The 23728-nt window shown below is 57.8% G+C and carries 15 protein-coding genes and 3 pseudogenes; 7 read left to right on the top strand and 11 right to left on the bottom strand.

Annotated features, from left to right (window positions below; all coding sequences use genetic code 11):
• Positions 1–14: 14 nt before the first annotated feature.
• The 6 genes and pseudogenes from BLU52_RS26870 to BLU52_RS03755 all read right to left on the bottom strand — a co-directional run.
• Positions 15–1676 (bottom strand): annotated as a pseudogene (locus BLU52_RS26870) (RHS repeat domain-containing protein); the annotation flags it as partial.
• Positions 1677–1742: 66 nt separating this feature from the next.
• A complete protein-coding gene (locus BLU52_RS03740; RefSeq protein WP_090281950.1) occupies positions 1743–2048 on the bottom strand; it encodes a hypothetical protein in 306 nt (101 codons plus the stop codon).
• 3 nt (positions 2049–2051) lie between these two features.
• Positions 2052–2471, bottom strand: a complete 420-nt coding sequence (locus tag BLU52_RS26615; protein WP_157720675.1) for a hypothetical protein — start codon at positions 2469–2471, stop codon at positions 2052–2054.
• Positions 2472–2499: 28 nt separating this feature from the next.
• Positions 2500–3177 (bottom strand): annotated as a pseudogene (locus tag BLU52_RS26920) (RHS repeat domain-containing protein); the annotation flags it as partial.
• 81 nt (positions 3178–3258) lie between these two features.
• Entirely contained in the window at positions 3259–3690 is a 432-nt protein-coding gene (locus tag BLU52_RS03750) for a hypothetical protein (protein WP_090281951.1), read from the bottom strand.
• A pseudogene (locus BLU52_RS03755) lies at positions 3687–6047 on the bottom strand (RHS repeat-associated core domain-containing protein); the annotation flags it as partial. The pseudogene BLU52_RS03755 and the gene BLU52_RS03750, both read right to left, overlap by 4 nt.
• Before the next feature lie 215 nt (positions 6048–6262).
• Here BLU52_RS03755 and BLU52_RS03760 point away from each other — a divergent pair.
• Positions 6263–6817: an RNA 2'-phosphotransferase gene (locus BLU52_RS03760; protein WP_197677953.1), complete on the top strand. Its 555-nt coding sequence runs from the start codon at positions 6263–6265 to the stop codon at positions 6815–6817.
• Between the two features lie 5 nt (positions 6818–6822).
• On the opposite strand, the gene BLU52_RS03765 is transcribed toward BLU52_RS03760, so the two are convergent.
• The 5 genes from BLU52_RS03765 to BLU52_RS03785 form a co-directional block, all read right to left on the bottom strand.
• Positions 6823–7194 carry an SMI1/KNR4 family protein gene (locus tag BLU52_RS03765; protein WP_090281953.1) on the bottom strand — a complete coding sequence of 124 codons (372 nt, stop codon included), beginning with the start codon at positions 7192–7194 and terminating at the stop codon, positions 6823–6825.
• Entirely contained in the window at positions 7191–11873 is a 4683-nt protein-coding gene (locus BLU52_RS03770) for an RHS repeat-associated core domain-containing protein (protein WP_090281954.1), read from the bottom strand. The genes BLU52_RS03765 and BLU52_RS03770 overlap by 4 nt, the downstream gene beginning before the upstream one ends.
• The gene (locus tag BLU52_RS03775) at positions 11873–12610 is read right to left on the bottom strand and encodes a DUF4123 domain-containing protein (RefSeq protein WP_090281955.1); all 738 of its coding nucleotides are present in this window, start codon (positions 12608–12610) and stop codon (positions 11873–11875) included. Before BLU52_RS03775 ends, BLU52_RS03770 begins: the two co-directional genes overlap by 1 nt.
• Positions 12600–14642 carry a type VI secretion system Vgr family protein gene (gene tssI, locus BLU52_RS03780; RefSeq protein ID WP_090281956.1) on the bottom strand — a complete coding sequence of 681 codons (2043 nt, stop codon included), beginning with the start codon at positions 14640–14642 and terminating at the stop codon, positions 12600–12602. The genes BLU52_RS03775 and tssI overlap by 11 nt, the downstream gene beginning before the upstream one ends.
• Positions 14643–14774: 132 nt before the next feature.
• Entirely contained in the window at positions 14775–15290 is a 516-nt protein-coding gene (locus BLU52_RS03785; protein ID WP_007949952.1) for an Hcp family type VI secretion system effector, read from the bottom strand.
• 1013 nt (positions 15291–16303) lie between these two features.
• On the opposite strand from BLU52_RS03785, the gene BLU52_RS03790 reads away from it, so the two are divergent.
• From BLU52_RS03790 to cheB, 6 genes are read left to right on the top strand one after another with little or no spacing between them, the layout of a single operon-like run.
• The gene (locus BLU52_RS03790; protein WP_090281957.1) at positions 16304–17926 is read left to right on the top strand and encodes a methyl-accepting chemotaxis protein; all 1623 of its coding nucleotides are present in this window, start codon (positions 16304–16306) and stop codon (positions 17924–17926) included.
• Positions 17926–18462 (top strand): chemotaxis protein CheW, encoded by a 537-nt coding sequence (locus BLU52_RS03795; RefSeq protein WP_090281958.1) that lies wholly within the window; start codon positions 17926–17928, stop codon positions 18460–18462. Before BLU52_RS03790 ends, BLU52_RS03795 begins: the two co-directional genes overlap by 1 nt.
• On the top strand, positions 18459–19733 hold the full coding sequence (locus tag BLU52_RS03800) for a CheR family methyltransferase (protein WP_090281959.1): 1275 nt from the start codon (positions 18459–18461) through the stop codon (positions 19731–19733). Before BLU52_RS03795 ends, BLU52_RS03800 begins: the two co-directional genes overlap by 4 nt.
• A complete protein-coding gene (locus BLU52_RS03805; protein WP_090281960.1) occupies positions 19730–20413 on the top strand; it encodes a chemotaxis protein CheW in 684 nt (227 codons plus the stop codon). The genes BLU52_RS03800 and BLU52_RS03805 overlap by 4 nt, the downstream gene beginning before the upstream one ends.
• Positions 20410–22680 carry a hybrid sensor histidine kinase/response regulator gene (locus tag BLU52_RS03810; RefSeq protein ID WP_090281961.1) on the top strand — a complete coding sequence of 757 codons (2271 nt, stop codon included), beginning with the start codon at positions 20410–20412 and terminating at the stop codon, positions 22678–22680. Before BLU52_RS03805 ends, BLU52_RS03810 begins: the two co-directional genes overlap by 4 nt.
• A complete protein-coding gene (cheB, locus tag BLU52_RS03815) occupies positions 22677–23687 on the top strand; it encodes a chemotaxis response regulator protein-glutamate methylesterase (RefSeq protein ID WP_090281962.1) in 1011 nt (336 codons plus the stop codon). Before BLU52_RS03810 ends, cheB begins: the two co-directional genes overlap by 4 nt.
• The last annotated feature ends 41 nt before the right edge of the window (positions 23688–23728 follow it).

Genomic DNA, 23728 nt, shown 5'->3' on the forward strand with positions numbered 1-23728 from the left:
AAGTTCACTCCAAGTCAGCCATGGCGTTTTGGAAAAAACATAGTTTCCGTCAAGTGGTAATAGAGACAATTTCTACCTCGGAAGTTTTGAAGGATTTGATTGGGAGTACCGGTTATTTTTCCGTTAGGGATAAATCTTTGATGCGTCAATTCCATCTTGGTATTGATGATCCACTCGAAAATACCGGCTTTGTCATTCATCGTTCCAGGCATCTGTGTAAGCGTATTGTTAGTACCATCCCCACCTCGAAGGGGAAATACTCTACCCTTATCTGGTATTTGATCTACAACATAGCTTGGTGCTCGATGCATCGGGTCTTCTTTTAGTGCGCTGCCGACGGGCTGTGCTGCTTTGATTTCATCAGCGGCATAACTTGCCCGGAGCCGTTCATAAAGAGCTGAATTGTAGCCAGATTGATCCTTAGCCTTGGGTAAAGGCGGCGCTCCTTCGTCAATAGTAGCTTCAAGGGGAGGAGCCTTTACACTATTCGCTGGTGGCGTATTGTCGCCAGGACAATTATTCAACCCCAACGGATCCACCCACCCCGTAGGGTTAGGTACGTACTGGTAGTGATTCAACCCACCCGCAAGCTTGATCGGATCCGGCGTCAAGAACCGGCCAGTCCCCGGATTGTAGTAGCGGTGGCGGTTGTAATGTAACCCTGTCTCGGCGTCGAAATACTGACCCTGGAAGCGCAGCGGGTTATCGATTTCGTTGACGTCCAGCGCCGCGAGGTTGCCATAGGCGCGGTACTTCGCCGACCACATAATTTCGCCGCTGTAGTCGGTCAGTTCCTGCGGCGTGCCGAGGTGGTCGAGTTGGTAATAGAACGGGGCCGCTTTTAGCGGGCCTTCGCCGTCGAGCATTGCCAGCGGGCGGAAAGTGCCCGGTTCGTAGATGTAGCTGCGGTAGCGGTTCCCGGCGCTTTCAGCGATGAGGCGTTCGCCTTGCCACAGAAACTCGGTGGTGTGACCGTCGACTGACTTTTCAATGCGGCGGCCAAAGGCGTCGTATTTGTAGGTTGCTGTGCTGCCGCCCGGCAGGCTGACGCCGATCAGGCGGTGTTGGCAGTCGTAGCGGTATTCGGTGACGAGCTTTTGGCCGGTGCCGCGACTTTCGCGGATCAGGTTGCCGTAGGCGTCGTAGTCGTAGTGGCGATCGCCTTGCATCAGCAGGCGATTGCCTTTGACGTTGGCGAGGTTGGCGACGGGCAGGTCATTTTGTCCTAGCAGGTTACCTGCCGGGTCATGGGCAAAGTTCTCTGGCATGGCGCCGCGCACGCTGATCAGGCGATCCAGCGGGTCGTAGTGAAAGCTGCGGTTGCCTTTGCGGCTGTCGTCGATTCCGGCGAGGTTGCCGTTAGCGTCGTAGTTGTAGCGACGCTGGAACAGGTGTTTTTCCCGCTGGCTGACCCTGTGCGCTTGGAGGCGGCCCTGTTCATCGTACTGGTATTGGCTGAGCAGCAAGCCTTGCTGGCGCTGCTGTTCACGGCCGGCGCGGAACTGGTGGCTGGTCAGGCGGGAGCCGTTGAGATCGATGCTGCTGAGTTGCCCGCCAGGCTGGTGGCGGTAATCGAGTTTGCTGCCATCGGGCAAGCGGCAGTGGTTGAGCTGGCCGACGCTATCGTATTCGTAGCGCAGAGTGCCCCAGCCTTGGTGCTCCTCGATGAGTCGGTCTATTCATAGGCAAACGGCTAATGACCGCCGTCGACGTTGACTAGTCGACGCGAGCGCGTCAGTGCATTAAGTTTTTTTTACTTTATCCAACGTGTTATCTAACGCTTTTTCAAGATCGTCCCAAGTTTTGGCCGTTTCGGTGTATATAGGTGATTCCCAGTTTTGGTTTGCGATTAATGAGATTCTGAAGGCACCGTGTTCACTGAATTCGGGATACCACCCAATGTCTATTATTTGCTCATTCGGAAGTGAAGCCTGTAAAAGATCCTCCCTTAATTCATCTGTGATAAGCGCGATTTTCGATCCGGCTAGGATGGTTAATTCGTCAAAATTTATCTTGCCGCCAATATTTTTTATCTTTTCAGGGTTCATAAGCTATTTCTTCTTTTTCGTTAATTTTCTAAACGATTCTTCTGATATTGGATGTCCATGAATGGTGTTTGCACTTAACTCCACTCTAATGTATCGCGTTTCTTTTCCGTCGTTGGCGCCTATGGTTTTTCCCATGTCAATTACTTTCCATGGCTTTCCATTGTTAACATCTTGACCATTTACAAACGCGTGCCGCTCTAACGCTTCAATGTCCGTGCCGGGTAGATATTTGGCTGCACCTCCATTAGCGGTCGATTTCACAACAGATGGCCAAGGAGCCTTGGGCGCCACATGTTTATTGCCATGATTTCTCCATTGAACGTCAGGAGGAGGCGGGGCTCCATCCCTTACCTTAGCTTTTTCTTCAGGTACTTCAGCGCTTTGCCCTGGAACACATTTATCTCCGCCTGGACAAGTATTCAATCCTAACGGATCGACCCACCCCGTAGGGCATCAGCAGACGATTGCCTTTGACGTTGGCGAGATTCGCAACGGGCAGGTCATTTTGTCCGAGCAGGTTGCCCGCCGGGTCGTGGGCGAAGCCCTCTGGCATGGCGCCGTGCACGCTGATCAGGTGATCCAGCGGGTCGTAGTGATAGCTGCGGTTGCCTTTGCGGCTGTCGTCGATTCCGGCGAGGTTGCCGTTGGCGTCGTAGTTGTAGCGCCCTGGAACAGGTGTTTTTCTCGCTGGCTGACGCTGTGCGCTTGGAGGCGTCCCTGTTCATCGTAGTGGTATTGGCTGAGCAGCAAGCCTTGCTGGCGCTGCTGTTCACGACCGGCGCTGAACTGGTCAGTGGTCAGGCGAGAGCCATTGAGATCGATACTGCTTAGGCGCCCGCCGGATAAGTGTCGGTAGTCGAGGGTGCTGCCGTCCGGCAGGTGGCAATGGCTGAGCTGGCCAACGCTATCGTACTGGTAGCGCAGGCTGCCCCAGCCTTGGTGTTCCTCGACGAGTCGATCTTGCAAGTCGTATTTGTAGGCGAGCGGCCAATGGCCGTCTTCAACGTTTTACAAGGCGGTCCAAAGCGTCGTAGCGCAAGTAAATATCTTCGAAACTATTAAGCGTTATAACTAGCAGGCGGCAAAACTTGTCGCGTTGGCATTCGGTAGCGAGCTCACTGTTGTTGTCATCTAGCTAGTATTTTTATGATCGGCCGTTGATATTATATTTTTTGTGTGTGCGTAAACAGGCTGCGCTAGTTTGGTCTTGTTAGATTTTTTTGTATGGGTATGTATCACCAGAAATTACTATTGATTTACCTTCTGTGTGCACATCCTTGATATTGTTTATAACTAGCTTTAGATTTTCTGAGTTTGGAAATAAGTGGTAAAAAAGTTCGAAATATAAGTAATCTTTGATTAGGTTTGTCGCTAGATTTTCATGGTTTTTCAAAAGCTCGCTGAAGGTCGGATAATTGATTTTTTCAAGCGCTGGGATGTCCGCATATCCTTGCTCTGCATCATCAATCCTGCATTCGGCGATGAATGTATTGGCATAAATCATGAATTCTTCTGGGAACTCGCAGGGGTTGATTATGAGTTCATATGCCTGCGTATCAAGTATGGCAGCCTCGCCAAACCCGAGACTTCTATAGGTAACGATGTTTGGATTGACTAAGTTACCAGAGGATTTAAATATCATGGTGTGGCTCCTGGTGGTATTAACGTGATTGTCCCGTCTTCTTTAAGCGTTATTGAACCTGACGCTCGGTATTGTTCGCCAGCTCTTTGATCCTGTCCGGATCGAGTTCCAGAGCGTTGGAAAAACTCTTCAGGAGATTTTATTTCTTCGATATTTTGGGTTTTGTTTCCGGGTGTGATTCTGGTTTGTTCAAGCGAAAGAAAACCGTCCTTGCCCTCGAACTTTTTCTCGAGTCCTTTGACTAGTTTTCCGGCTTTATTCGCGTTTATGTCTCCAAATCCTACATCAAGGTCGCTACCAATATGATTATCACCCCTGACCCTGCTACCGCCGATAACGACTGAAGTCCCCTTTTTGTAAGACTCTTCAAGGATCATCTGGGCCTGTTCCTTTGGCAGGCCAGGGAGATGCTCTTGTAAGAATGCAGCTTGAGCCTCAGGTCCTGAAGTCTTCAGGACGGTCTTCTCTGGATATTTATTGAAGACAGATTTTTCGCTCCATTTAGGAGGTTCTGGGCACTGTCCTAGCTTGCAGTTTAAACCCAACGGATCCACCCACCCCGTAGGGTTAGGCACGTACTGGTAGCTATTCAACCCACCCGCAAGCTTGATCGGATCCGGCGTCAAGAACCGTCCAGTCCCCGGATTGTAGTAGCGGTGGCGGTTGTAATGTAACCCCGTTTCTGCGTCGAAATACTGACCTTGAAATCGCAGCGGGTTATCGATTTCGCTGACGTCCAGCGCCGCGAGGTTGCCATAGGCACGGTACTTCGCCGACCACATGATTTCGCCGCTGAAGTCGGTCAGTTCCTGCGGTGTGCCGAGGTGGTCGAGTTGGTAATAGAACGGGGCCGCTTTTAGCGGGCCTTCGCCGTCGAGCATTGCCAACGGGCGGAAGGTGCCCGGTTCGTAGAGGTAGCTGCGGTAGCGGTTCTCGGCGCTTTCAGCGATGAGGCGTTCGCCTTGCCACAGAAACTCGGTGACGTGACCGTCGACGGTTTTTTCAATGCGGCGGCCAAAGGCGTCGTATTTGTAGGTCGCTGTGCTGCCGCCCGGCAGGCTGACGCCGATCAGGCGGTGTTGGCAGTCGTAGCGGTATTCGGTGACGAGCTTTTGGTCGGTGCCGCGACTTTCGCGGGTCAGGTTGCCGTAGGCGTCGTAGTCGTAGTGGCGATCGCCTTGCATCAGCAGGCGATTGCCTTTGACGTTGGCGAGGTTGGCGACGGGCAGGTCATTTTGTCCGAGAAGGTTGCCCGCCGGGTCGTGGGCAAAGCTCTCTGGCGTGGCGCCACGCACGCTAATCAATCGGTCGAGCGGATCGTAGTGAAAGCTGCGGTTGCCTTTGCGGCTGTCGTCGACTCCGGCGAGGTTGCCGTTGGCGTCGTAGTTGTAGCGACGCTGGAACAGGTGCTTGTCCCGTTGGCTAACGCTGTGCGCTTGCAGACGTCCCTGTTCATCGTATTGGTATTGGCTGAGCAGCAAGCCTTGCTGGCGCTGCTGTTCACGACCGGCGCTGAACTGGTGAGTGGTCAGGCGGGAGCCGTTGAGATCGATGCTGCTGAGTTGCCCGCCAGGCTGGTGGCGGTAATCGAGTTTGCTGCCATCGGGCAAGCGGCAGTGGTTGAGCTGGCCGACGCTATCGTATTCGTAACGCAGAGTGCCCCAGCCTTGATGCTCCTCGATGAGTCGGTCTTGCAGGTCGTATTTGTAGGCGAGAGGCCAGTGGCCGTCGTCAACGTTAACGAGGCGGCCAAGCGCGTCGTAGCTGTAGTGAATCTCTTCGCCGTCGGGCAGCGTTTTTACAAGCAAACGACCTGCGGCGTCACGCTGGTATTCGGTGACCAGTTCGCTGCCGTCGTCGCCGAACTCGGTTTTCTTCAGCAGTTGGCCGTTGAGGTCGTACTCGTAGGCAGTCCGACGACCATCGAAGCCGGTTTCCTGTTGAATCAGGCCGTTGGCGTAGTAATCAAGGTGATAATGCTCGCCGCGCTCGTTTTCGATTTCAGTGAGCAACAGACGCGAGTTGTCGTAGCGGTAGCGTAGTTGGCTGCCGTCGGGATTGATTCGGCGGCTGACGAGGTGGAGATTATCGGCGTATTCGTAGCGGGTGATACGGCCAAGTTCGTCACGTTCAGCAGTGACATTGCCGTAGGCGTTGTAGTTGAATGCGCGAGTGGCGCCGCCGGGCAGCGTTACTTGGGCAAGTCGATTGGCAGCATCCCATTGGTAATGTGTGATCGCGCCGGACTCTTCCTGGCGAGTGATCTGCCTGCCTAGTGCATCGTAACGGTACTTGCGCTGACCGCCGTCGGGAAGGCGTTCTTCAAGCAGTTGACCGAGATTGTTCCAACCGAGTCGAAGCTGAAGTGATAGAACGATGGTCGCTTGCTAGCCTGCGAGAACCAGCTCGGATGGATCGTCAGAAAAAGATGGCCGCGCGCGGTAGGCTGTTGGTGATGGCGGGACGCTGCTCACTCGGGAGTGGGGGAACAGTGGAGCGTTTTTCCTGAACGGTTGAGACTTTGATAAGGTTGTTGTAGTTTTTTCAGGTTTTTTTGTATTTGAGGTGTTTGATGACTGACTCGTTTGAAGATTTTAGTAAGTTTATAAGTTATGTGTTACGTCACAAGCCCGAGTCGATTGGGTTGCTGCTGGATGTCGAGGGGTGGGCAAATGTAGATGAGTTAATAAAAGGTTCAGAGAGGGTCGGGAAGTTATTAAGCTATGAAGTCATAAGTAATATAGTCTTTCATAGTGATAAAAAGCGTTTTGAGATATCCAGCGATGGAGCATATATTCGAGCAATTCAGGGACATTCGTCAGAATCGGTGAATCGCAACTACCCTGAAATTCAACCTCCGGATTTTTTGTATCATGGAACGGCTATACGTTTCCTTGACTCTATTTTGAAAAACGGTCTAATACCCGGGGCTAGGCATCATGTTCATTTAACACAAAGTGAAACGTTAGCGTGTGATATCGGACGTCGTTACGGTAAATCTGTGGTTTTACGAATTGATAGTCACGAAATGTTTGTAAAAGGGTTCAAATTTTTTAAAGCTGAAAATGATGTTTGGTTAACAAGCTTCGTGCCTCCGCAATTTATTTATTCGCTTGCAGATGCCTAGTTTGCTCATTCTTCCTCCCATGTAGAATGAGTTTGAATGGCTTCAGTCAACCACTCTTTGAAATTCTCATAAGTTCCATGAAGCTCCCAGCCTTCTGAAGCGTAGGCGTGGATTATGAGGACTTCCGGGTTTCCGGATTCATCACGGCCATCGAAGCAGGCTATGTCATCGTTTGCGTTGAACCTCGCAAAGGGGATTAGCTCCCTCTGTGGGTAAAGTTTTTTTAAGGTGTGGTACCAGTAATTTACATCCCCCTCTTCAAAAACAATGAACCACCAAGGTTCAATATCTATGGCAGGTGTTAGGTTGATTGTTTCAATGAAGTCACTTGGATAAGAGAAATGACTTCGGCCTGTAATTTCTAAATAATTATTCATTCTTTGCCGCTCAATTTTGGTAGTTCGTGAGATCCGTAAGGAGTTTCCTTTCCGAAACGTTTTGGCGACTGCTTTCCAACTCTTAATTCGATCGCCTGGCCCCACGTATCTGGTTTTCTTCCCTTAACAGCAAAGCGTTGTTGTTCTGGCTCAGTTACTGGATCGTTATATCCGCGCTCTCTGGCTTCTACTTTTATACCGGCTTCGCGTGCGGCACGGACCCGGGTGTTATCCATGCTGGTGAGATGGCCGTCCGGCATTCGGACCACATCAATGGGATCACCTTGCCAACCTTTTTCTCTCATGCTCGCGACTAAATTGTCATAGGTGTAATTGTTTCCTGCTCTGTCGACCTTGTTGTATGAGACAGAGGTTTGGGAAAATCTTACCTCATTTGGGTCAATGGATCGCACTTTCGGGCACTGCGCAACATTACAGCTTAAGCCTAACGGGTCCACCCACCCCGTAGGGTTAGGCACGTACTGGTAGCTATTCAACCCACCCGCAAGCTTGATCGGATCCGGCGTCAAGAACCGTCCAGTCCCCGGATTGTAGTAGCGGTGGCGGTTGTAATGTAACCCCGTTTCTGCGTCGAAATACTGACCTTGAAATCGCAGCGGGTTATCGATTTCGCTGACGTCCAGCGCCGCGAGGTTGCCATAGGCACGGTACTTCGCCGACCACATGATTTCGCCGCTGAAGTCGGTCAGTTCCTGCGGTGTGCCGAGGTGGTCGAGTTGGTAATAGAACGGGGCCGCTTTTAGCGGGCCTTCGCCGTCGAGCATTGCCAACGGGCGGAAGGTGCCCGGTTCGTAGAGGTAGCTGCGGTAGCGGTTCTCGGCGCTTTCAGCGATGAGGCGTTCGCCTTGCCACAGAAACTCGGTGACGTGACCGTCGACGGTTTTTTCAATGCGGCGGCCAAAGGCGTCGTATTTGTAGGTCGCTGTGCTGCCGCCCGGCAGGCTGACGCCGATCAGGCGGTGTTGGCAGTCGTAGCGGTATTCGGTGACGAGCTTTTGGTCGGTGCCGCGACTTTCGCGGGTCAGGTTGCCGTAGGCGTCGTAGTCGTAGTGGCGATCGCCTTGCATCAGCAGGCGATTGCCTTTGACGTTGGCGAGGTTGGCGACGGGCAGGTCATTTTGTCCGAGAAGGTTGCCCGCCGGGTCGTGGGCAAAGCTCTCTGGCGTGGCGCCACGCACGCTAATCAATCGGTCGAGCGGATCGTAGTGAAAGCTGCGGTTGCCTTTGCGGCTGTCGTCGACTCCGGCGAGGTTGCCGTTGGCGTCGTAGTTGTAGCGACGCTGGAACAGGTGCTTGTCCCGTTGGCTAACGCTGTGCGCTTGCAGACGTCCCTGTTCATCGTATTGGTATTGGCTGAGCAGCAAGCCTTGCTGGCGCTGCTGTTCACGACCGGCGCTGAACTGGTGAGTGGTCAGGCGGGAGCCGTTGAGATCGATGCTGCTGAGTTGCCCGCCAGGCTGGTGGCGGTAATCGAGTTTGCTGCCATCGGGCAAGCGGCAGTGCTTGAGCTGGCCGACGCTATCGTATTCGTAGCGCAGAGTGCCCCAGCCTTGGTGTTCCTCGATGAGTCGGTCTTGCAGGTCGTATTTGTAGGCGAGCGGCCAGTGGCCGTCGTCTACGTTAACGAGGCGGCCAAGCGCGTCGTAGCTGTAGTGAATCTGTTCGCCGTCGGGAAGCGTTTTCACAAGCAAACGGCCGGCGGCATCGCGCTGATATTCGGTGACCAGTTCGCTGCCGTCGTCGCCGAACTCGGTTTTCTTCAGCAGTTGGCCGTTGAGGTCGTACTCGTAGGCAGTCCGACGACCATCGAAGCCGGTTTCCTGTTGAATCAGGCCGTTGGCGTAGTAATCAAGGTGATAGTGCTCGCCGCGCTCGTTTTCAATTTCAGTGAGCAACAGGCGCGAGTTGTCGTAGCGGTAGCGTAGTTGGCTGCCGTCGGGATTGATTCGACGGCTGACGAGGTGGAGATTGTCGGCGTATTCGTAGCGGGTGATACGGCCAAGTTCGTCACGTTCAGCAGTGACATTGCCGTAGGCGTTGTAGTTGAATGCGCGAGTGGCGCCGCCGGGCAGCGTTACTTGGGCAAGTCGATTGGCAGCATCCCATTGGTAATGTGTGATCGCGCCGGACTCTTCCTGGCGAGTGATCTGCCTGCCTAGTGCATCGTAACGGTACTTGCGCTGACCGCCGTCGGGAAGGCGTTCTTCAAGCAGTTGACCGAGATTGTTCCAGCCGAGTTGATGACGACTGCCGTCCGGGTGACGAATTTCCAACAGACGACCCTGCGGGTCATAGCTGTAATGGATGGCATTGCCGTCCGGGTCAATCTGCGCAGTGACATCTCCCTGTCGGTTGCGTTGATACTTCCAACTGGCTTTGCCGCGACGAACGTCGCTGACGAAGCCGTTGATATATTCGTAAGTTGTAGCTTCGTCTTCTGGGGGGATGACAGCGGTCATCAGTCCGTTGTCGTCGTAGCGATATTCGGTGACGGCGCCCAATGGGTCCTTTTCCGCGATCAATTGGCCCTTGTCGTTATAGGCCTTTTGATGCTCGGCACCATCGGGATCAATTTTGCTGATCAGTCGCGCCTGATCATCGTGGGTGTAGACCTCTTCACTGCCATCGGCGTTGGTTACGGTGACGCTGCCTTTGTCGTCCCAGGCGTATTGCGCTTCCATCTGGGAAAAGTTGGCCCAGTGACGAGTACACCGAGACAGTTTGCCTTCGTTTTCCCACTCCCAGTAGAACGCCGCGCCGCCTGCCAATTGCCGCTCGAGAATGACGTGCTGGTCGTTGTAGCGATAGCGTTCGGCTTCGCCGGCGGCGTTCTTCGCCTCAATCAGGCGATGCTGCGTGTCGTAGCTGTAAGTGACCAGCGTCTGCACCGTGTTCCACGCGGCCTCAAGATTGTCCGCTGGGAGGAACTGTTGATAGTCGACGGCGATGATGTGCTTGCGATCGTAGCGCAGGAGCAGGGCGCGGCCGGCACCGTTGTCGAGACGTTTGATGCGACCATGGATGTCGCGAGTAACGTGCAAGCGGTTGCCATAGCTATCGCTGATGGCGATCAGGGTCGCGCCTTTGCTGTCGAAGCGGAAGTGATAGAAGGATGGTCGCTTGCCAGCCTGCGCGAGAATCAGCTCGGATGGATCGTCACCTAGAAAGATGGCCGCGTGCGATAGGCTGTTGGTGATGGCGGGACGCTGCTCACTCGGGAGTGGAAAGGGCGTCAAGCGATTTTCATGGTCGGTCCATATGATTTCATCGCCATCGATCTCAAGGCGATGAGCCAAGGCATGGCTCCAGCCATAACCCAGACCGCAATCAATTTCCACCGCGCTGGTTCTGTACAGGCGCGTCCATTCAAACGGCAACAGACCATTGAGTTGACCATCAGTCAGTGTCAGCAGTTCTTCACCGGTGACCATCGACACCGGACACTTGTCCGTGCTTGTTTTTTCAACAGGCTCTGCACTTTTATCGGCCGGTGTTTTTGCCTGTTTGGACACATCGTCAGCTAATGTGCCCTCTACAAGGTTGGCGTTTTTCTTCCCATCAAAACGCAACTCAGAAATCCCGTTTCTAACCTTAGCCGTCACCCCTCGCGCCGCCACAGCGGTGTACTTGGCGACATACTCCATAAAACCATTGATGATCTTGAATACCGACTTCACGAAGCCGATGACTGCATTGAGTACAAGTTCGCCATACTTTTTCAGTCGGGCAGCCAGATAAATAACCCCGGTGCCTTCAGCCGCGATTGTCAGCACAACACCAATGACGATATCGATCGCGATACCGACAACGATCGCCGTGGTCATTTTCGCTACGTCGCCTGCCATCTTCATCGGCGGCAAGGCTGCCAGCCAGATCACCGCACTGCGTACCAGCAGGAACAGCGCTGCTTCGTCACTCGCCAGCAACATGGCTTTTTTCATGACGTCTGGCGAGCTTTTGGCAACTTTGATCAGCTCGTCTGCGCCAGCGCCGAGATCCTTGGCGAATTTCTTCGGATCCTGGAGGATATCGAGCACAAGGCTGATGCCGTCCCACACACCCTTGATGGCCTCCCAGCCGCCTTCGAGTATGCCGTTACCAACCGCCATCACCGTGCCGGAGGTGGAAAGGTTCGACCACTGGGGTTTGAAGCCCGCCCATTCCTTGCGCAGGAAGCCTTCCAGATCCGCGGTCACGCCGCTGTAGGAGCTGAAGAGGGCGTCGATCTGCGCCGGCGTCACTTCGTTATGCACGCGGATCTGGTAGAACTTGCCGGGTACACCGCCGGTCCAGGCGGCTTTGCCTTGAGCGTCGAGTTTGACCTTGCTGACTGCGCCACCGTCCACAGCAACGATTTCGACTTCGATATCACCCACCGGAATGTCGTAAACCGATTCGAATTTGCTCTCGATCAGCAACGGACCTTTGAGTGGGCATTGAGCCACGTTCGAGCTGAAGCTACCGTCAGTCATGCTCACGGCTTTACTGGTGTTGCCAACCTTGATGACACGCTCCATGCCCAACAAGGACGGCATGTCAGTGGCGCGACTGCCCTTGTCGAGCGCTCGCGCGTACCAGGTTTTGGTTTGTTCCTGATACAGCTTCAGACTGTCCTTGAAGGTGTTCAGTTGGTTGTCAACAAAGGCAACGCGATCCATCAGCCTTGCTCCAGAATCAGGTGATTTAACAATGCTTCTTTAAGGTTTTTCGGCGCATCCGGGCGGCGCACGAAACGGCTGACTTTCAGCTTGAGATTGTTCTCTGGCCAGACGGAATAAATATCGGGGCGGTCTTCTTCCAGCCATTGCATGAGATTGGCAATCAGCGTCGTGGGATTGTCCTTGCCCAAGCCAACCAGCAACGCCTTCGGCACCTCCCACCACGGCCAATCCCGCACCTTCGGCACAACCCTCGACCCCACCTCCAGCGCCTGACCATTAATCAGATACCGCTCAAACACCGGCAGCACCTCCCCGGCCTTTTCCCCCAGGCCATGCAGAATCGGGTAGATATGCCGTCCATCCCAAAACCGGAAAAACACCTCGGTGCCATCCGGCATCTTCACCTGCGTCAGGCTGCGCAGATGTTCGAACACTTCGTTCGGCGCTGAACGCGATACCGCCAGCCAGCCCCAGTCCAGCGCATCGGTTTCGGCGATCCAGGGCAGGAAGGCCGAATTCGGTTTGAGCTCGGTGAGGTAGGGCATCACCGGTTGCCAGGTGGAGTAGGGCGTGCCGCCCCAGATTGGCAGGAGCTGGGCAGTGGGTTCGGTCAGGTACAGGGTTTTCAGGGCGTCGGCATCGCTGGCGGCGCTGATGATCAGATACAGGCGCTCGCCGTTTTGTAGCGGCTGTTGCGCCAGCCAGTCCTTGGGTGTGATTCGATCAGATGGCACAGGCACCTGCCTTGCATTTCTCGCATTCTTCGCAGAACGGCGCGTTGCGTTTGAGGGTGTTGATTTGCGCCGGGGTCAGGACCTGGCCAGCCTTGTCGGCATCCGCCTGTTTCAGCACGCCAGGCATCAACGGCGCGGCGCCGGTGCCAACGCCGGGGCTGCCGCCGGAGTTCATGTTGATTACCGGGCCGCTCATGGTCACGCCGCCGGCGTCGATCTTGATGAAGCTGCCGCCGCCGACAAGAGTCAGTTCTGCGCCGGCTTCCATCACTACTTTCATGCCACTGCTGAGGTGGATTTCCTGACCCGCGTCGATGAACTGGCCGGTGCCGATCTTGATGTGCTGGTTGACGCCCACGGTGAGGTGGTCGTTGGCGCGGGTTTCGACTTTGCGGTCGGCGTAGACGGTGTGGTGTTCTTCGGCCTTGAATTCGGTGTAGCTGTTTTGCTCGACGGTGTCGTGGCGTTCGTTGCCGACGCGGATTTTCTGGTCGTGCTCGATGTTCTCGTCCCAGTCACGCTGGGCGTGCAGGTAGATCTGCTCCTGACCTTTTTTGTCTTCGATGCGCAGTTCGTTGTAGCCGCCACCGCCCATGGAGCTGAGGGTCTTGAAGGTGCTGCGGGTCTTGTTCGCCGGCAGGGCGTACGGGACGGTGTTTTCCTTGTGGTACAGGCAGCCGCTGATCAGCGGTTGATCGGGGTCGCCTTCCAGGAAGGTGACCAGCACCTCCATGCCGATGCGCGGGATGGCAATGCCGCCGTACTGGGCGCCGGCCCAGGCGCTGGAGACGCGCAGCCAGCAGCTGGTTTTGTCGTCGGCCTGGCCTTCGCGGTCCCAGTGGAACTGGACTTTGACCCGGCCGTATTCGTCGCAGTGGATTTCTTCGCCTTTCGGGCCGGTGACCACGGCGCTCTGGCTACCAAGGATGCGCGGTTTCGGGTGGCGCAGCGGTGGGCGATTGGGCACGTCCCACGGCGTGGCCTGGAAACGGTTGCGGTAGCCCTGATGGAAATCGTCTTTCAGCGCCGTGGTGTCGCTGGTCACCGACTCTTCGAGCACCTGCGGCTGTTTGCCTTCATGCAGGACTTCGGTGAGCAGCCACAGGTCGTTCCACTTGGCTTTGGGGTGTTCGGTCAGGGCGAGGAAGTGGCCGCTGACCAGCAGGGGCTGATCGCTCTTGCCTTCGGCGAGCTGGAAGTCGCTGCGGTGGCGTTCGAGGGCGCGTTTGGCCAGATGTTTGCCGCGCTCGCGGTCGATGAAACGGCCCGGGTAGTCGTAGTCTTCGAGGTCGGGCAGGGCATCGCCACGGTTTTCGCTTTCCAGGGTCAGGCGCGGTTTTTCGAAATCGTAATCGCGGCGCGTGGTGCGACTGGTGCGGGTTTCCAAACGCAGGTCGAAGCGCTTGATCACCGGGTTGCTGGCGACCATGCCGGAGTCTTGCTGATAGGCCACAGGCTTGAGTTTCGGGAACACCGTCTGGTCATCGCCGAACACCAGTTTGTGCGCCGTGGCGCTGTGCTGGAAGTGGTAGTGAATGCCTTCTTCCTCGCACAGGCGCTGAATGAAATGCAGGTCCGATTCGTCGTACTGCACGCAGTAGATGCGTTCGGGATAGATCGAGCCGGTCTTGAATTCGTAGGCATTGCTCTGGATGCCGTGCTCTTCAAGGACCATGCCGATGATTTTCGGCACGCTGAGGTTCTGGAAGATGCGCTGGTTGATGCGGTGCGCGAGGTAGGACAGTTGCGGGCGCAAGGTCACCGAATAACGGGTCAGGCGCTTGCCGGAATCGCCTTGCGCGGCGCGGTAGATCTGGCCATGAATGCCGCTGCCGTCGGGCGACAGCTGCAGGAAGGCCGGTTTGTGCAGCAGGGTTTCGAGGTCCAGCGACGGCTGCTCACTGACCAGCTCCACCTCGAAGACAAAAGGCTGGCTGATGGCTTCCCGACCGGTGAGGGTAAACACCTGGAAATCAGCGGAAAGACCTTCGATGGTCAGGGCAAAGTGGGTTTCATTGGCCGGCGCGAACATCCCTTGTTCCTCGTGCTGTACAGCGGCGCTCGTCGACGCCCGCAAAAGCGGGTCAACGTACGCGAAATTCTGGAGGGGCGTAAACAACATCGACCAGCAGAGCTGGCCGATGCTTGTAACGATCAGCCGTAATTAAACGACTGGAGCACGCCAGTCATCGGAACCCGAAGTACCGGATACTTCGTGGGTCCAGGTGATTTTGCGGTAGGTGAACTGCACTTCTTCCAGGTGGGTGAAGTGCGCGTTGCCTGGATCCTGGCAGTTGTGCATTTTGTTGTTGATGGCGACGATGATCGCGTCTTCCAGTTTGGTGGTGTAGTAGTGCTCTTGGGTGCCTTGCGCCGAAGTGCGGTACCACTGGATAACGATTTCGCTCATGCGCTCGCCGGAAGTCAGTGCTGCTTGCAGCAGTGGCGAAGCCTTGTCGTAGACCTTGGTGATCACAACTGGCTTGTGAACGCGCTGACCGGTTGGCTGACCGGATTGCGGGTCACGCGGGATGATCACGTCGTGGGTGAAAGCCTGAACCATGACCTGGTCTTCGTGGCCTTCCTGGTAGGTGTTGCCTACGGAGTCAGCGGTGAATGCGCCTGCAGTGATCAGGCCTTGTTTTTCGCCGGTAACCGACATGTACGCTGGTGTTGCCATGGGGTGCTCTCCTTGCGGATAAATTTAAGGTGCCCGGGAGGCGAAATCGCCCGGTGGGTGCCTGACTGTTATCAAGGAGCGTGCCAGGTTTAGTGGGGCGCCCGGTTGGCGGGAGCGGAGCGGTGGTTGGGGATCACTCGAGGCGGTTTTCAGCGTGAAAACAACAAGAAAGTGCGCAAGAAGTTGCGCAGTACTGCGCAACTTCTTGCGCACTTGGCTGCAGGCCTTGTTCGGCGTGGTCTGCAGAGGATTTGCCCCGTGAAATATTACGACCAACTGCGCAACTTCTTGCGCAGTTGGTGTTTTTTCGGGACCGCGGTGCCTGCTTCGCGAGCAGGCTCACCCCTACAGAGGATTTGTGTAAGGCCCCGGCGCTTGCGTCCACCGCGTAACCTGTCGGAGCGAGCTCGCTCGACAAGGCGTCAGCTCAGGCACAACATTGGTGACTGACCCACCGCTATCGCGAGCAGGCTCACTCCTACAGGGGATTTGTGTGTTGCTCCGGAGCTTGCGTCCACCGCGAAACCTGTGGGAGCGAGCTTGCTCGCGAAGGCGTCTGTTCGGGCAAAACATTGGCGACTGACCCACCGCTATCGCGAGCAGGCTCACTCCTACAGGGGATTTGTGTTTTGCTCCGGCGCTTGCGTCCACCGCGAAACCTGTGGGAGCGAGCCTGCTCGCGAAGGCGGCAGTTCAGGCAAAACATTGGTGACTGACCCACCGCTATCGCGAGCAGGCTCACTCCTACAGAGGATTTGTGTGTTGCTCCGGCGCTTGCGTCCACCGCGAAACCTGTGGGAGCGAGCTTGCTCGCGAAGGCTGCAGTTCAGGCAAAACATTGGTGACTGACCCACCGCTACCGCCAGCAGGCTGGCTCCCACAGGGTTGGTGGTTGGCCTTGAGTTCGAGCGAGCCGCAGGGGCGCGGCAGATGAGGGTTAAAAAGCGTCTTATAAATGAAACAGCGCGCTCGGCTATACTCCCCGCATTTCGATCAGGCACCGAGGAATCACTGTGAAGAACTGGACGTTGCGCCAACGCATTTTGGCGAGCTTTGCGGTGATTATCGCCATCATGCTGATGATGGTGGTGCTCTCTTATTCACGGCTGTTGAAGATTGAGGCCAGTGAAAACAGCGTGCGCGACGATGCCATTCCGGGTGTTTACTACAGCTCGATGATTCGCGGCGCGTGGGTCGACAGTTATTTGCAGACCCAGGAGTTGCTGGGCCTTAAGGAAGGCCAAGGCATTTCCAACGAAGACGCCGCCGACTACAAGGCCTTCGAAACTCGCCTGCAAGAGCAGATGGCCAACTATCGCAAGACCATGGCAACCGATGAGGACCGCTCGGAGTTCGCCCTGTTCGAGAAATACCACGACGCCTACATCCAGATTCAAGATGCCGTGCTCGACCTGCACAAACGCAACCTTGAGGCTGACGCGATCAAGCTGTTCACCGAAAAGCTGACCCCGGCCTGGTACACCGGGCGCATGAAACTCAATGACATCATCGGCGAAAACAAGGTCGTCGCGGATACGGCCATGGCCAATATCGATGACGCCGTGGCCGCCGCCAAAGTCAGCATGATCATTTCCTTGCTGGTCGCCGTGCTGGCCGCCGGCCTGTGCGGTCTGTTGCTGATGCGCGCGATCATGGCGCCGATGAACCGCATCGTCACGATCCTCGACATCATGCGCACCGGTGACCTCAGTTCGCGCCTCAACCTTGATCGCAAAGACGAGTTCGGCGCGGTCGAAACCGGCTTCAACGACATGATGACCGAGCTGACCGCGCTGGTTTCCCAGGCCCAGCGTTCATCGGTGCAGGTGACCACCTCGGTGACCGAGATCGCGGCCACCTCCAAGCAACAGCAAGCCACCGCCACCGAAACCGCCGCGACCACCACCGAGATCGGCGCGACCTCGCGCGAGATTGCCGCCACTTCGCGAGATCTGGTGCGCACGATGACCGAAGTGTCGACTGCGGCCGATCAGGCCTCGGTGCTTGCCGGCTCCGGCCAGCAAGGCCTGGCGCGCATGGAAGACACCATGCACTCGGTGATGGGCGCCGCCGATCTGGTCAACGCCAAACTGGCGATCCTCAACGAGAAGGCTGGCAACATCAATCAGGTGGTCGTCACTATCGTCAAAGTTGCCGATCAGACCAATCTGCTGTCGCTCAACGCTGCCATCGAAGCCGAGAAGGCAGGTGAATACGGGCGTGGGTTTGCCGTGGTCGCCACCGAAGTACGGCGTCTGGCCGACCAGACCGCTGTCGCCACTTACGACATTGAACAAATGGTGCGCGAGATCCAGTCGGCGGTGTCGGCCGGGGTGATGGGCATGGACAAATTCTCTGAAGAAGTGCGTCGCGGCATGTCCGAGGTGCAGCAGGTTGGCGAGCAGTTGTCGCAGATCATTCATCAGGTGCAGGCGCTGGCGCCGCGGGTGTTGATGGTCAACGAAGGCATGCAGGCCCAGGCCACCGGCGCCGAGCAGATCAACCATGCGCTGGTGCAGTTGGGCGACGCCAGCAGCCAGACCGTCGAGTCGCTGCGCCAGGCCAGTTTCGCCATCGACGAACTGAGCCAGGTGGCCGTCGGGCTGCGCAGCGGCGTTTCGCGATTCAAAGTCTGATGAACGAAGTCATCGCCAAGCGCGGTGTTACGCCAGTGACGAAACCGGCATTGTTTCTACTGTTTCGCATCGGCAGCGAGCGTTACGCCCTGCGCGCCACCGAAGTAGTGGAAGTATTGGCGCGAGCGGCGTTGAAGCCGATTGCCCGGGCGCCGCAGTGGGTCGCCGGAGTGTTTGCCTATCGCGGTGCGGTGGTGCCGGTCATCGACCTCAGCGCCTTGACTTTCGGCCAGCCTGCCGAGGCGCGCACCAGTACGCGGCTGGTGCTGGTCAACTATCGCCCGGATGACGCCGAGTCCACGCAGTGGCTCGGGCTGATTCTCGAGCAGGCCACCGATACCCTACGTTGCCATCCTGAAGATTTTCAGCCTTACGGCCTCGATAACCGCGAGGCGCCATACCTTGGTCCAGTGCGCGAAGACGCCCACGGGCTGGTGCAGTGGGTGCGGGTCAATGACTTGCTCGACGAGTCGGTGCGCGCCTTGCTGTTTCCCGATCCGCCGCGCGACCCGGCGCAGCTTGAGGCGCAGGCATGAGCGCTGATCAGCGGTTTTTCGACTTTCTCAAAGAGCGCATCGGCCTCGATGTAACGTCGGTCGGCCCGGCGATCATCGAGCGTGCTGTGCGTCAGCGCACCACGCTTTCGCAGGCGGCTGATAGCGATGATTACTGGCGATTGCTGCAAGGCTCGCGGGATGAGCAGCAGGCGCTGATCGAAGCGGTGATCGTGCCGGAGACATGGTTTTTCCGTTATCCGGAATCCTTTGCCACGCTGGGCAAACTGGCGCGCACCCGGCTTAAAGAACTGAACAACATGCGCGCGCTGCGCATCCTCAGCCTGCCGTGCTCCACCGGTGAGGAACCCTATTCGATTGCCATGGCCCTGCTCGATGCCGGATTGCAGCCGCATCAATTCAAGGTCGATGGCATGGACGTCAGCCCGCTCTCGGTAGAGAAGGCGCGGCGTGCCTTGTACGGCAAGAATTCGTTTCGCGGCCAGGATCTGGATTTCCGCGAACGGCATTTTTTCGTCGAGCAGGATGGCCATCGGGTCAACGAAAACGTGCGTGAACAGGTGCGCTTGCAGGTCGGCAACGTGCTCGATCCAGCGCTCTTGGCCAGTGAGCCAGCCTTCGATTTCGTGTTCTGCCGCAACCTGCTGATCTACTTCGACCAGCCGACCCAGAAGCAGGTGTTCGAAGTGCTCAAGCGCCTGACGCATTTCGACGGCGTGCTGTTTATCGGCCCCGCCGAGGGCAGCCTGCTCGGGCGCCTGGGCATGCGCTCGATCGGCATTCCCCAGTCGTTCGCGTTCAGCCGTCACAGCGAACCGCATCCCGAGCCGTTGCCGACGCCGAAACCGATCACCGTACCGATCAGCCAAGCGCTGCGCAATCCGCCGCCAGCGCCGGTTGTGCGCAATCGCCCGTTTGCGGCCGTGACGCCATTGCCGACCGTTCCGAAAGCCGCGAATGAGGACGCCGCGACCTTGCTGGCGCACATCGCTGCGCTGGCCAACGAAGGCAAAAGTGCCGAAGCGCGCGCCGCTTGCGAACAGTACCTGCGCAACCATGAGCCGGTGGCGCAGGTGTTTTATTGGCTCGGCCTGCTCAGCGATGTCGCCGGCCTGACCCTCGAAGCCCAGGGTTTCTATCGCAAGGCGTTGTACCTCGAACCGCAACACCCCGAAGCGTTGATGCACCTGGCGGCGTTGCTGCAGGCCCAGGGCGACACGGCGGGTGCCCGACGATTGCAGGAGCGTGCCGCCCGCAGCGGCCGCACCGCCGACAGTGAGCGCAAACGATGATCGCGTCCGACACTTTCAACGTCACCCACGAAGACGCCCGCGCCATTGACGATTGCTGGAATCGCATCGGCATTCATGGCGACAAGTCCTGCCCGCTGCTCGAAGAACACATTCATTGCCGCAATTGCTCAGTGTATTCCGCCGCGGCCACGCGACTGCTCGACCGTTATGCCTTGCAGCAGGACGATCGCGACCCGGTGGCCAGCGCCGTGGAGACGGACGTAAAAACCCGCTCGCTGCTGATGTTCCGCCTCGGCGAAGAATGGCTGGGGCTGGCCACGCGCAGCTTGGTGGAAGTCGCGCCGATGCAGGCGATTCACTCGCTGCCGCATCAGCGCTCGCGAGCGCTGCTGGGCGTGGCCAACGTGCGTGGCGCTCTGGTCGCGTGCCTGTCGCTGGTCGAATTGCTCGATCTGGACGCCAATGCGGCGCCGACCACTGGCGCGCGAATCATGCCGCGCATGCTGATCATCGCCGCTCATGGCGGGCCGGTGGTGGTGCCGGTGGACGAGGTCGACGGCATTCATGCCATTGACGAGCGCATTCTTGCGGCCGCCTCGCAATCCGCTGCGCAGGCCAGTGCGAAATATACTCGCGGTGTTTTGCAATATCGCGGTCGCAGCTTGCGTTGGCTCGACGAAGAACAGCTGTTGTCCGCCGTGACCCGGAGCCTGACATGACCCCCGAGCAAATGCGCGACGCCTCGCTGCTCGAGCTGTTCAGCCTCGAAGCCGAGGCCCAGACCCAGGTCCTCAGCGCTGGGCTGCTGGCGCTGGAACGCAATCCGACGCAAGCCGATTACCTCGAATCGTGCATGCGCGCGGCGCACTCGCTCAAAGGCGCAGCGCGGATCGTCGGCATCGACAGCGGCGTCAGCGTCGCCCATGTCATGGAAGATTGCCTGGTCAGCGCGCAGGAAGGGCGCCTGCTGCTGCGCCCCGAGCATATCGACGCGTTGTTGCAGGGCACTGATTTGCTCATGCGCATCGCCACGCCGGCGAACGCGCCGCAACCGCCGGACATCGAGGCTTATGTAGGGTTGATGGCGCGGTTGCTCGATCCGTCGGCAGCCCCGGTCGCCGTGCCGCCGATGGCCGAGCTGCAACTCGAGCCCGCACCAGTGCCGGTGCCAGCTATGGAGGCGCCTGTCGAAGCTGCCGAGCCGGCACCGCGCAAAAGCAAGCGCACCACTGAGGGTGGCGAGCGCGTCTTGCGAGTGACCGCCGAACGCCTGAACAGCCTGCTCGATCTATCGAGCAAATCACTGGTGGAAACCCAGCGCCTCAAGCCGCATCTGGCGACCATGCAACGCCTCAAGCGCATGCAGAACAACGGCCTGCGCGCGCTGGAAAACCTCAACGTGCACCTCAAGGAACACGCCTTGAGCCTCGAGGCGCTGGAAGCCCTCGAAGACGCGCGCCGTTTGCTCGCCGAATCGCAACAACTGCTCAGCGAGAAAAACGCCGAACTCGATGAATTTGCCTGGCAGGCCAGCCAACGTGCGCAGGTGCTCTACGACACCGCGCTGGCCTGTCGCATGCGCCCCTTCGCCGATGTTCTCAGCGGGCAGGTACGCATGGTCCGTGATCTGGGGCGCAGCCTCGGCAAACAGGTGCGCCTGGAGATCGAGGGCGAGAAAACTCAGGTCGACCGCGACGTGCTGGAAAAACTCGAAGCGCCGCTGACGCATTTGTTGCGCAACGCGGTTGATCACGGCATCGAAACGCCTGAACAGCGCCTGCTTCAAGGCAAGCCGGAAGAAGGTCTGATTCGCCTGCGCGCCTCGCATCAGGCCGGTTTGCTGGTGCTGGAACTGAGTGACGACGGCAGCGGTGTCGACCTGGAAAAAGTCCGCCGCAGCATCGTCGAACGGCAGTTATCCCCAGCCGAAACCGCCGCGCAGCTCAGCGAAGAAGAGCTGCTGACCTTCCTGTTCCTGCCCGGCTTCAGTCTGCGCGACAAGGTCACCGAAGTGTCCGGTCGTGGCGTCGGACTTGACGCCGTTCAGCACATGGTTCGCCAGTTGCGTGGCGCCGTGGTACTGGAGCAGACGGCGGGCGAGGGTAGTCGCTTCCATCTGGAAGTGCCGTTGACGCTGTCGGTGGTGCGCAGTCTGGTGGTGGCCGTCGGTGAAGAGGCTTATGCCTTTCCGCTGGCGCACATCGAACGCATGTGCGATCTGGCGCCGGAAGACATCGTTCAGGTCGAAGGCCGCCAGCATTTCTGGCACGAAGGCCAGCATGTCGGGCTGGTCGCAGCCAGTCAGTTGCTCAATCGCCCGGCCAGCCAGAACAGCGGCGAAACCCTCAAGGTCGTGGTGATTCGCGAGCGCGATGCGATTTACGGTGTGGCGGTCGAGCGTTTCATCGGCGAGCGCACCCTGGTGGTGTTGCCGCTGGATGAGCGGCTGGGCAAGATTCAGGATATCTCTGCCGGCGCCTTGCTCGATGACGGTTCAGTGGTGCTGATCGTCGACGTCGAAGACATGCTGCGCTCGGTCGACAAACTGCTCAACACCGGGCGCCTGGAACGAATTGCCCGCCACGGTAATCAAGCCGCGGAAGCGGCGCGCAAACGGGTGCTGGTGGTGGACGATTCGCTGACCGTGCGCGAACTGCAACGCAAACTCTTGCTCAATCGTGGTTACGACGTTGCGGTAGCGGTCGACGGCATGGACGGTTGGAATGCCCTGCGTTCCGAGGACTTCGACCTGCTGATCACCGACATCGACATGCCGCGCATGGACGGCATCGAACTGGTTAGCCTGCTGCGCCGCGACAACCGTCTGCAATCGCTGCCGGTGATGGTCGTCTCGTACAAGGATCGCGAAGAAGACCGGCGCCGTGGACTGGACGCCGGCGCCGACTATTATCTAGCCAAAGCCAGTTTTCATGACGACGCCCTGCTCGACGCAGTGGTCGAGCTCATCGGGGGAGCGCGGGCATGAGGATCGCAATCGTCAATGACATGCCGCTGGCGGTGGAGGCGCTGCGCCGGGCGCTGGCCTTCGAGCCGGCGCATCAGGTGGTCTGGGTGGCCCGCAACGGCGCCGAGGCGGTGCAACTGTGCGCCGAAAACACTCCGGACCTGATCCTGATGGACCTGATCATGCCGGTGATGGACGGTGTTGAAGCGACGCGTCGGATCATGGCCGAAACCCCTTGCGCCATCGTCATCGTCACCGTTGACCGCCAGCAGAACGTACACCGGGTCTTCGAAGCCATGGGCCACGGCGCGCTGGATGTGGTCGACACCCCAGCCGTTGGCGGCAGCAACCCGCAGGAAGCGGCGGCGCCGTTGCTGCGCAAGATCCTCAATATCGGCTGGCTGATCGGCGACAAGGCGCCACGCGCGCGGCCGGCGCCGACGACCCAGCGCAGTTCGGCCTCACGTCAGCGCCTGGTGGCGATTGGTTCGTCTGCTGGCGGCCCGGCAGCGCTGGAGGTTCTGCTCAAAGGTTTGCCCAAGGATTTCTCGGCTGCGATCGTGCTGGTTCAGCATGTCGATCAGGTGTTCGCCGCCGGCATGGCCGAATGGCTGGCCGGTGCCAGTGGCCTGGATGTGCGTCTGGCTCGCGAAGGCGAGCCGCCACAAAGCGGCGCGGTGCTGCTGGCCGGGACCAATCACCATATTCGCTTGCTCAAGAACGGCACGCTGGCCTACACCGCCGAACCGGTCAACGAAATCTACCGCCCCTCGATCGACGTGTTTTTCGAAAGCGTCGCCAATTACTGGAACGGTGACGCCGTCGGGGTTTTATTGACCGGGATGGGGCGCGACGGCGCGCAAGGGCTTAAGCTCATGCGCCAACAGGGTTATTTGACCATCGCCCAGGACCAGAACAGCAGTGCGGTGTACGGCATGCCCAAGGCCGCCGCGGCCATCGATGCTGCCGTGGAAATCCGTCCACTGGAAAGAATAGCGCCACGGTTGCTGGAGATTTTCCCCAAATGAACAGGTATATCCGCAATCCTGGCCCCCGCAGCACTCAGGTG

Source organism: Pseudomonas granadensis (assembly GCF_900105485.1).
GTDB classification, from domain to species: Bacteria; Pseudomonadota; Gammaproteobacteria; order Pseudomonadales; family Pseudomonadaceae; genus Aquipseudomonas; species Aquipseudomonas granadensis.